Annotated in this window: 3 protein-coding genes; 2 read left to right on the top strand and 1 reads right to left on the bottom strand. The window is 33.8% G+C overall.

Translation table 11 applies throughout. The features are described from left to right. Positions 1-85: 85 nt before the first annotated feature. Entirely contained in the window at positions 86-1,222 is a 1,137-nt protein-coding gene (locus tag ENO17_08165; GenBank protein ID HER25006.1) for a hypothetical protein, read from the bottom strand. Positions 1,223-1,400: 178 nt separating this feature from the next. Between ENO17_08165 and ENO17_08160 the strand changes: the two genes are divergently transcribed. Together ENO17_08160 and ENO17_08155 are read left to right on the top strand one after the other, a co-directional pair. Continuing rightward, the gene (locus ENO17_08160) at positions 1,401-2,288 is read left to right on the top strand and encodes a hypothetical protein (protein ID HER25005.1); all 888 of its coding nucleotides are present in this window, start codon (positions 1,401-1,403) and stop codon (positions 2,286-2,288) included. A gap of 45 nt (positions 2,289-2,333) precedes the next feature. After that, on the top strand, positions 2,334-4,027 hold a 1,694-nt coding region (locus tag ENO17_08155; GenBank protein ID HER25004.1), incomplete at its 3' end, for a hypothetical protein.

The raw sequence follows: 4,027 nt of genomic DNA, 5'->3' as shown, positions 1-4,027 counted from the left end.
TGATAGTACTGATAGTACTGATGGTGTTGATGGTTCTGACTGATTTGATTTATTTTAAGTTTTTATTTTATTCATTTTTTTTATTTTATTTTCCGAAAATCCTTTCCGCATTATCATGATAAATCATTCTTAAAGTTTCATCATCGAGATTAAGACCATTATATATCTTGTTAGGATCGGCCTGCTCTCGGGCTTTTTTACTCATCTTCTGATAAACCGAATCCGGTAGAGTAAACTCCTCCTTTTCCAGCATATCAAAATAACTCAATGTAACATCTTCAATATAGTTCATACTTTTCGCCCGATAAGAGGTAATCACTATGTCAGTTCCAAAGTTTACCCGATCACGATATTTCTGCATAAATTCCCTGAAAGCTGCAGCATTATAAGAAATCCTATCAAATCCCGCAACTTGAAAATCGGGATGGCCAAAACTTACATCGGTATATAGATTGGGGTACGTATCAAGAAGTCTGGTTAAGAGGTTAAGATTTCTGGAAGTTAAAATAAAATGAGGGGCAATAACCACTAAATCAGGGAAGGCTTGTAAAATATTTTCCATTTGGCTCAAAAAACGACTACTATTTATATGATAAAGGATGGGTATCCCCTTCTCTTGGCAGTATTGATATATCTCCATCATCCCCGGATCATCTAAGGGTAAATGAAAGAAATTATCATAGAAATAACCATGACCATTATATAATTTTAAACCTTTAGCTCCCGCAGCCATAAATTTCTTTAATTTTTCCAATTTATTTTCATCGCGAGGATCAATAGTACATAATGCTATAAATTTATCGGGGTACTGCTTACTTATATTTATTATTTCCTCATTGTTCTTATCATATTCACTAAATCCATACTTAGGATTTAGGTAAAAAGTATATTTTGAGGTTCCCAGGAGAATCATTTTTTCTACTTGGCAATCTTCCATCACTTTAAGCAGAAGAGGAATATTACTGAAGGATTGTACATGCTCGTGGGCATTTATAATTTTAAATGCTGCCCTTCTTTCTCTGGTTGCAGAGTCTATTTCTGCAACCTGGTTCGAAGGTTGCTTATCTATCCACAAGGGCAGGTATCCCATTTGCCTGATGTACCATAAAAACATGGTTAACAATAATATGATAATGATACTGTAAAACCATAAATCACTCTTTTTTATTTTCTTTGCCCTGGTTGTAGTATTAGTCTTTATATTCACTTGTTTTAGCGCCATTCTCTCCAACTTTCCTTTAAGATAAATAACTAAAATTGATTATAACTTATTTTTTGAAAAAATCCAATAAAACTTTTCTTGTGTATAAAAGGTAAACTTTAGTGCCAGGCACTAAAGTTTACCTTTTTATCCTTATCCCCTTGAATTAAATATTTAAAAAAGATATAATAATCGCATTATGGCAAGACGAAATAGAACAGATATAGAAGATAAAAATGCTATCTATCATATCATTGTTAAAGGCTTAGAAGGAATTAACATTTTTGCTGATGATGGTGATAGAAATAAATTTCTACAATTTTTACAAAAAATGATTAATATTCATAGAGTTATCCTATTTTCCTATGTTCTAATGGATACTCACTTCCACCTTCTTTTAAGGACTGAAGAAGCGAATCTCTCTCAAGCCATGCAGTTTTTAAATTCTTCTTATGCCCACTGGTTTAATTATAAGCATATCCGGAAAGGTCATTTATTCCAAGATCGCTATAAGAGTCATCTTATCTTAAGTCCTCTTTACTTATACAATGTAGCTTCTTATATTAGCCTAAACCCGGTAGAGGCAGAAATAGTAAATTCTCCTGAAGAATATAGATGGAGTAGCTTTAGATATTTTTCGTCGGCGTCTTCACCTTCTCCTTCACATCCTTCACATCTACCAAATAATTCTCCTCCTGCTTGGTTGAAAGTTGAAGAATTTTTAAAATTTTGCAATACGAACGCATACGGATTTGTCCATTTTGTGAAAGAAAGTATGGGTAAAAAAGACATAGAAGAATCCCTTCAGGAAATATCTCAATCAAAAAGCAGATTTCCAAAAAATATAGACAACATAATAGATAAAATAAATTTACAATTTGGAGATATAAAAACAAATAAAAATTTAAGAAATTTACTAGTTTATTTATTAGTAAAAAAGGGTTATAGAATAAAGGAAATATCCAATTTTCTAAACCTTAGTAAACAAGCTGTAATTAAAATAGGTAAAAAAACAGAAAAAAATTTAGCAACCGATTCCATCTATTCTTTTTGGTTAGAAATTATAAAATCTCGAATATTATCATAAAAGGTAAACTTTAGTGCCTGGCACCAAAGTTTACCTTACGGGCATATGAGAAAAAAAATTGTTTTTTTTATTTTTATAACTTCGCTATTTATTCTTTACGCTACAATGGTGGTGGGGGCTGTTCGTTATGACCCCAGCTTGAATTGGCAAGTTTTAGAGAGTCCTCATTTTTCAGTTTATTTTTCTAAATGGCAAAACAATGAAGAAAAAGGAGAGGCTTTTAATTACAATAACTACAATAATGAAAAATTAGCACAACAGGTAGCTGATATTGCTGAGGAAACTTACCATCAGATTAATGCTCAACTTGGTTCGCCAGATATGCATCAACACCTTCAAAAGATAGCCATAATTATGGAAGATTTTTCAGATTACGCCCTGGGTTTTGCTACTTCTTTTCCTCATCGAGTGATCCGCCTTTCCCTAACCACCTCCACAGCCAAATCCTTCGATATGAAATTTAAAAGTTGGCTTAAAATGGTAATCACTCATGAATACACCCACCTTGCTCATTTCGAGATGACCTCCGGTCCAACTACTGCTTTACGCGCCTTATTTGGACAAATACTTACTCCCAATGCCCTGCAACCCATCTGGTCAACTGAAGGATTGGCAGTTTACCATGAAACAAAATTTACCACGGGAGGAAGAGGCATTGATTCTCGTTACGATATGTATCTTCGCATGGCAGCTCTGGAAGACCAATTCAACACCCTAGATCAGATAAACGGTTACTACCTTACCACTTGGCCTGACGGTACTGCACCCTATATCTATGGACAATCTCTGGTTCATTTTATTGCTCAAAAATACGGAGAAGACAAGGTTATAGAACTGAGCGAAGTTTTCTGTGAATATCCTTATTTAGGATTTAATTATGCTTTAAAAAAAGTGATAGGCATAGACCTGGAAGAATTTTATCAAATCTGGAAAGATAATTTAAAAGAAAAATATCAACTCCAGAAACAAAAAATTCTCTCTCAAAAAAATCTTACTCCCTCTCGGCAATTAACTGAATATCATTATTGGGTAGATTATCCCCGCTGGCTTTCCACTCCGGTAGGAGATCAAATAGTAGTTAGGGTTTCTACGCCTCATTCCTATCCGTTTATTCAAATAATCGATCCATTATTGAGCTCTCTTGCCCCACCATTAACTGATTCAACCATTAAAAATCAATCTTTGATTAAAAGAACTTACGGCCGGGATTCTTCTTTTGATATATCTGCTGACGGTTCTAAAATAATTTTTGCAAAATTAGATAACTATGAGCGATTTTATGATTTTTATGACCTTTATTTATTCGATTTAAAAACAGAAAAAGAGGTCCGTCTTTCCAAAGGACTAAGGGCTCGCGATCCCAGCTGGTTGCCTGCGAACTCCGGGAAAAAGGTAAATCCTCAAATAGTAGCAGTAATTAATCAATCCGGAACTAATAATTTAGCTCTAATTAATTTAGCTTCTTCGCAAACCTCATCTATTAATGAAGACCGGACCACAGATCTACTTATCAATAAAGAAAATATAGTCTATCTAACCAATTTTCGAGATGGTACTCAAATATATCAACCCTCCTGGTCTCCCCAAGGAGATAGAATAGCTTTTTCTGCTTGGCGTCAAGGTTATCAGGACATATATGTTTTAAATCTTGATCTTGATCTAGATCTGGATCTTGATCTGGATAATATTGATCATGCTAATAATTTTTCCCCCGATAATTCCGATAATAATAATAATAT

Source organism: Candidatus Atribacteria bacterium, from assembly GCA_011056645.1.
In the GTDB taxonomy this organism is placed as follows: domain Bacteria; phylum Atribacterota; class Phoenicimicrobiia; order Phoenicimicrobiales; family Phoenicimicrobiaceae; genus Sediminicultor; species Sediminicultor quartus.
The sequence above is the reverse complement of the archived record's forward strand: the minus strand, read 5'-3'. Positions and strand labels throughout refer to the sequence as shown.